The organism is Levilactobacillus huananensis (genome assembly GCF_003946145.1).
Classification (GTDB): Bacteria; Bacillota; Bacilli; order Lactobacillales; family Lactobacillaceae; genus Levilactobacillus; species Levilactobacillus huananensis.
Window position 1 is genome coordinate 22,350 of record NZ_RHOC01000019.1, and the last position, 6,114, is coordinate 28,463.

4 protein-coding genes are annotated in these 6,114 nt (G+C 48.4%); 1 reads left to right on the forward strand and 3 read right to left on the reverse strand.

Annotation, left to right across the window (positions count from 1 at the left end):
- Positions 1 to 55 precede the first annotated feature (55 nt).
- The 3 genes from EKM71_RS10470 to EKM71_RS10480 form a co-directional block, all read right to left on the reverse strand.
- Entirely contained in the window at positions 56 to 607 is a 552-nt protein-coding gene (locus EKM71_RS10470; RefSeq protein ID WP_125574550.1) for a 5-formyltetrahydrofolate cyclo-ligase, read from the reverse strand.
- 61 nt (positions 608 to 668) lie between these two features.
- Positions 669 to 818 carry a 50S ribosomal protein L33 gene (gene rpmG, locus EKM71_RS10475; RefSeq protein ID WP_011667723.1) on the reverse strand — a complete coding sequence of 50 codons (150 nt, stop codon included), beginning with the start codon at positions 816 to 818 and terminating at the stop codon, positions 669 to 671.
- 321 nt (positions 819 to 1,139) lie between these two features.
- A complete protein-coding gene (locus EKM71_RS10480) occupies positions 1,140 to 3,206 on the reverse strand; it encodes a peptidoglycan D,D-transpeptidase FtsI family protein (RefSeq protein WP_125574551.1) in 2,067 nt (688 codons plus the stop codon).
- Between the two features lie 166 nt (positions 3,207 to 3,372).
- Here EKM71_RS10480 and EKM71_RS10485 point away from each other — a divergent pair, with 166 nt between their 5' ends.
- Positions 3,373 to 6,003, forward strand: coding sequence for a YfhO family protein (locus tag EKM71_RS10485; RefSeq protein WP_125574552.1), 2,631 nt, complete (start codon positions 3,373 to 3,375; stop codon positions 6,001 to 6,003).
- Positions 6,004 to 6,114 lie beyond the last annotated feature (111 nt).

The following is a 6,114-nucleotide window of genomic DNA, read 5'->3' on the forward strand; positions in this document are numbered from 1 at the left end:
TATCCAAACGATTCAAGCGATATTTGAATTTTTGTGCCACATTGCCGCTCCCTTTCTACTTGGTTGGTGCGACGAGCACTCGATCGAGAATGACGTCGAAGGGGTCAACTGACCAGGTGGGGACACTCACCCATTGGACAGGAAATGCCAACGCCACCTTGGTTCCCATGGTACGTGGTAAATAGCGATCATAATACCCGCCACCAAATCCGACGCGTTCACCGCTCTGGGCATACAGTAAGCCAGGTACCACAATTAGGTCAAAGTCAGCTGGCGAGATAATTTCTCCATCCGCCGGTTCCATCAGGCCAAATGCAGTCTTGACCAATTGTGTGTCAGCGGTCAGCGTGTGAAACGCCATCTGCCGAGCTGGCAACGTCTGGGGCACGGCCACCGTCTTGCCGGCTTGTTGCGCAGCGGCAATGATCGGGGCCGTAGATAGCTCTAAATCGGTACTGATGGTCGTCGCAATGGTGGTGGCTTGTTGCCACTCAGGCAATGCGACTAACTGCTCATAGAGGCTCTGAGCACCCATTTCACGTTCCAAAGGAGAGAGCTGTTTTAAAGCCTGAATCGTCTGCTGACGCAGATTTGCTTTAGTTGCCATGATAGTTGACCCCCTTTAAGAAAATTTCAATAAAAAAAGGTGCGGGCTCCCGCCCGTACCCTTACTTAGTTTCGCGATGCAAAGTTACTTTCCGGTCACGTGGGCAGTACTTCTTAAATTCAACCCGGTCCGGATTATTACGCCGGTTCTTGCTGGATAAGTAGTTGCGTTCGTGGCATTCAGTACATTCTAAAGTGATGTGTACACGCATTGTGGGTAACCTCCCAACTTTTTCAGAATTACAGGCTAGAGCCTTAACTTGTAATATATTACCATTATCCGGGGATAATTACCAGTCAAAATTCTAAATATGTTAAGGGAAAATACTTAACAGCTGAATTGTCGGGCTCTGAGCGGATTCTCTTAGCCCTTGTGGCAAGGAAAACAGCACCGATGCCCTTTTTCCCTCACTATTTTCGCCCAGCCCATAATTTAAACGTCTTGCCCGAAAACGGGACAACAAACAGCCAGTTCATGTAAACCTGACAATCAAAACGAGACCGGAAAAATTTCCGGTCTCGTTTTTAAAATCTTATTGATCGATTGTTGATGTTGATTGAACGGACTTCCAATAAGCCGCATAAATCTTCTTAGCTAACGTCATATTGTTACTTTCGGCGTCGACACCCAGGTTAGGCATGGCCAAGGCCACTACCACCTGTGGATGCGTCGATGGTGCGTAAGACGCCAGACTCAAGGTAACCGTTTCGCTCCCCTTGTAGAACGTTTGCGCGGTCCCCGTCTTAGCCGAAATCTTCGGCGTGATGGATGACATCGAGCCCCCGGTCTTGTAAGTATTGCTCCCATGAACCACGTCATAGAGCCCTTCCTTGACCAAACGTTTCTGCGCAGCCGTCATATCAATTGTATTCAAGACCTTAGGTTCAACTGTTGACTTCACAGCACCCAAGGTTCCATCGGACTTGGTACCACGAATGGATTGCACCACGTGAGGTGCCAGACGTGTCCCACCATTGGCAATCGTCGACATATACTGAGCCACTTGAAGAACCGTGTACGCGTCATAGTTCCCAAAGGACAAGTCTAAAGCATTCCCAATATGAGCAAAGCTACTAGACCCTTCCAACCCAGAGCTTTCACCAGGCAGGTCAATTCCTGTCTTAACCCCGAGTCCGAACTGCTTAAAGTACCCGCGTTCAATATCGAAAGCCTTGGTACTCATGGTCAAAGCGGCACCAGATGAATAATTAAACCCGGCTTCCTTCATGGCCAATTGCATCATGTAGGAGTTAGACGACACTTCCAACGCCCCAGCAGCGTTAACAGCGATGTTCGAGCCTCCACCATGGTTAAACCAGGAAGACTTCTTCACCCCACCGACGTTGATCGGCATATCCGTTAACGTACTGTTCGTTGGCGTAATCACACCCTTCATCAAGGCACCAGAAACCATGGCCCCTTTGACGACAGACCCCATAACAATATCACTATTGAGAGTTCCTAAAGCATTGTCGGTAATCTTACCCGTGGATGGGTTCCGGTCGACTCCAGCCATTCCAATCACACCCCCGGTATTCGGGTTCATGACGACGGCATAGGTCCCAGTCGAGTAACCACCAGCTCCTTGTTCGGCCGACTTCACTAACGACTGTAATTGACTCTGGAACTTCGAGTTGATGGTCAGCTGAAGGTTGTCCCCCTTCTGGCCCCCATACTTCTGAACTTCCTTCGTCACGGTGTTGTTACCCGCAACCTCAACCTGTTTCTCGGCCTTGGTTCCACGTAATACCGACTCGTATTCCTTTTCCAAGTATGATTGCCCGACACTGTCATTTCGTGAATAACCTTGGGCCAAGAGTTCGTTGATCCGATCGCTTGGTAACCCGGTCTTTTCCGAAGAAACCGTCCCGATGATGGAGTTCATCGATGTCCCATTCGGATAATCACGAGACCAGCTTGTCCCGACCTTAATCCCTGGCATCTCGGATAAATGTTCACCAATCTCAGCAATTTCACGATTAGAAACACCAGAATCCTTAATGTAGGTGGTAGACAGCGCATAAGCCCCACTCATCTTCGCGAAGATCGTCGCCGCATTTTGCTGGGACTTCGTCAATTTAAAGGATGAGTCGTTTTCGAGATAACTATGCGCCTTGTCATAGAGCTGTGTGACGGTCATCCCCTTGGTCCCGGATAATTTACCCTCCACGGCCTTAAGGTTCTTGGAATCCGTTAAGTAGTAATCAATTGCCTGGCGTGGCGTCAAACTACTCGTCGAAACCGTTAAGTAATCGCCTAATGTATTGGCAATCTGATACATATTGGTCGATAAAACATTGACCCCTTTAGTATAGGAGATCGCTTGATGCGCTTTGTTCCCCACTAAGACTTTCCCGGTGGAATCGTAAACCATCCCCCGTTGAACGTTAGTGGTTTCAATCGTGGTGTCGGTTGAATTAACCTCGGCCTTGAATTTTGCCCCATAGAAGACTTGCAGATACGCCAACTGACCAATCAGCGCCGCAAATAATAGGGCAACAATGATGAAAAGAAAGTTTAACCGAAACGGAATCTCCGACTTTTTAGGGCCGCCAGATCGCTGGCTTCGGTTGCTTACTCGATTATAGAAATTCTTCACAACAGTTCTGCTCCTTATTGTACAGCTACTATTTTACCAAACTTCACCGCGTGCCACTATCCCGCTACCGAAATTTAATGTTTCTATGCTATTCTAGAGACCATAATCAAAAATGTACAGGATCACGTGCAACTTTTATAATTTCTAAAGATTGAGGTGGCTTCTTTTGCAAGATCGAAAACGGCGTCAACGGCTTTCACCACGCCAATTAACTCTGATCGGGGCTTTTCTGACGCCCCTAATTTTAATGACGGCCTATTTTATTTACCGTCAAATGGCCCCCTTTGGGTCAAGTAGCCTCCTGACCGTTGACCTAGGGCAACAGTACATCGATTTCTTCGCGTACATGCGACGTGCCCTGCTTCACGATCCCAGCAGCATCTTCTACTCATTTGCAAATGGCTTAGGTGGCGAAATGTTGGGAACCTGGGCCTACTACCTCCTGAGTCCCCTTAATTGGATTCTTTTGTTCTTCCCTGGGTCATCACTCACCAGCGGGGTCTTCATTATTACCGTTCTCAAATACGGCCTGGCTGGGTTGGCCTTCGCCTGGTTGCTACTGAAGACAACGAAACAACGCGGGTTGTTCGTCATCACCTTTGCCACAGCTTATGCCCTCATGGGATGGTCCGTTGCCAATCAGTTGAACGTCATGTGGCTTGATGCCGCCTACCTACTACCCCTGGTTTTCTATGGGCTCTACCAGCTCGCACACACCGGGAAATGGCGACCGTACGTGATTTGGCTAGCGATTGCGTTGATCGTGAACTACTACATGGCTTACATGATCTGTCTTTTTATGATTTTAAGTTTTATCTTTCTGGCCGTCGACCGTTATACCGGTTGGCGTCAATTAGCTAAACAGGCGGGCCAATTCGCTGTGGCCTCCATTTCGGCGGGCCTGCTTTCGGCGGTCGTCCTTCTACCAACCTGGTGGTCGCTTTCCCAGAGTAAGGCACAATACACCGTCACGTCATTTAAATGGAAGTTCGAGTTCTTTCCACCCAAAATGGTAGCTAAGTTCTTCCTTGGTGCTTTCAACTTTGATCAAATGCCATCCGGCACGGCGAACCTCTTTATCGGCTCCATTGCCTTGATTGGCGCCCTCTTCTACTTTGGTGACCGCCGTATTCATCTGCGGACTCGGATCACCGCGGGCCTGATTACAACCTTCTTAGCACTGTCACTCTGCGTTCAACCATTGGATCTTTTGTGGCACGCTGGCCAATTTCCAGTCTGGTACCCCTACCGTTTCTCCTTTGTTGTCAGCTTCTGGCTCATCTGGTTAGCAGCTCAGACGTTGACCCTTGACTTTCAACCGAGTGCCTTGGCCATCGCCTTGGTTACCCTGATTGTCGTGGCTGGCAGTGCCTATGTTGCTATTTTTCTCAAACAATTTAAATTTCTACAACTCAATCAAGTTCTCTTAGGCTTACTCTTTATTATTCTCGCACTGGCGTTAACGACCCTACCGGTCAAACATCACTGGATCTATCCGATCACCTTCTTCGTCGTCGGTGTAACCGAAGTCACGGCCAACGCTTTCATCTCCCTAAATAACATTAGTTACGTCTCTCAGGGCGAGTACGGCAATTACACTGACGAACTCCAACGGTTAGTCAATGGCGTCCAGAAGACTGATAACGGCTTCTATCGCATGGGTAAGACCTTTATGCGAACTAAGGGCGATGCTTTTCAAACCGGTTTCAATGGTGGCGGGGTCTTCTCCTCAGTTCTGCCCAAGGCAGTTCCAGCCTTCTATGGCAACACTGGGAACCCCGATGGTGACGGTTTCGTGGCTTACAGCAACGGCACACTAGTCACCGACTCTTTGTTAAACATGAAGTACTACTTCCAAAACAAAACCCTCTCCGGAGCATTGGGCGGTGCCAGCATGCTCCCTGCTAGCAGTAATAAAGCCGATTTAGCCGATTACCGGGCCCTAAGCCAGGATCAGTGGTCGACGACTTATCAGAACCCCTACGCCTTACCACTCGGGTATGCAGCAAATTCAAAGATTCTGTCCTTGAAAGATACAACCGCAGACCCCGCACAGTATCAAGCCAACTGGGTATCTGCATTGACCGGTCGTCCATCCGATCGACACCTGTACCAGGCAGAAAATTTCGATCAAGTCACCTTTGATAACATTAACCAACAAACCAAGATCACTGGCGCCGTGCTTCAGAAAAAGAACCTTCTGAAACCTGGGAGTATCACGTTAACGATTAAGCCGAAGACCAACGATGCCATCTACATGACCTTTGGATCGACAGTTAATCCCGACAACGCCACCTTCGTTCTGAACGGAAAAGCCTTGAATCAGTACAAGACATACCGCCATACCATCCTGGTCAGTGTTGCTGACCATGCTAAAGGAAAAACCATCAAACTCACGGTTCAATTGAAAAAAGGATCGCTGTGGCTGGAGAACTTCACTCTCTATCGATTGAACACCACACAGTTCAAATCTGCAGTCACCCAGCTCAAAACAACCCCTTGGCATTTAACCAAGCAAAACAGCCGCTCATTTAGTGGAACCATCACAACGAAGAAGGACAACCAAGTCCTCAACACGTCGATTCCATATTCCGCTGGCTGGCAAGCAACCGTTAACGGCCATCACGTCAAAACCTACAAGACCGTGGGGATGTTTACGGCACTTAAATTACCACATGGCACCAGTCACATCACCTTATCTTACTGGCCACCATTATTTAACGTGGGCCTCCTGATTAGCGGCGTAACCGCATTAGGTCTCATCGGCAGCCGCTGGTTTCGGCGACAGCGTCACTAATCTTAAACAAGCAAAAGGTCTCAGCAACTGCTATAGTCCCCTTAAGGTTGACAGATGAAAAAGTATAATTCATCTGTTAACTTTGAGGGGACTTTATTATGCCTAAAACTA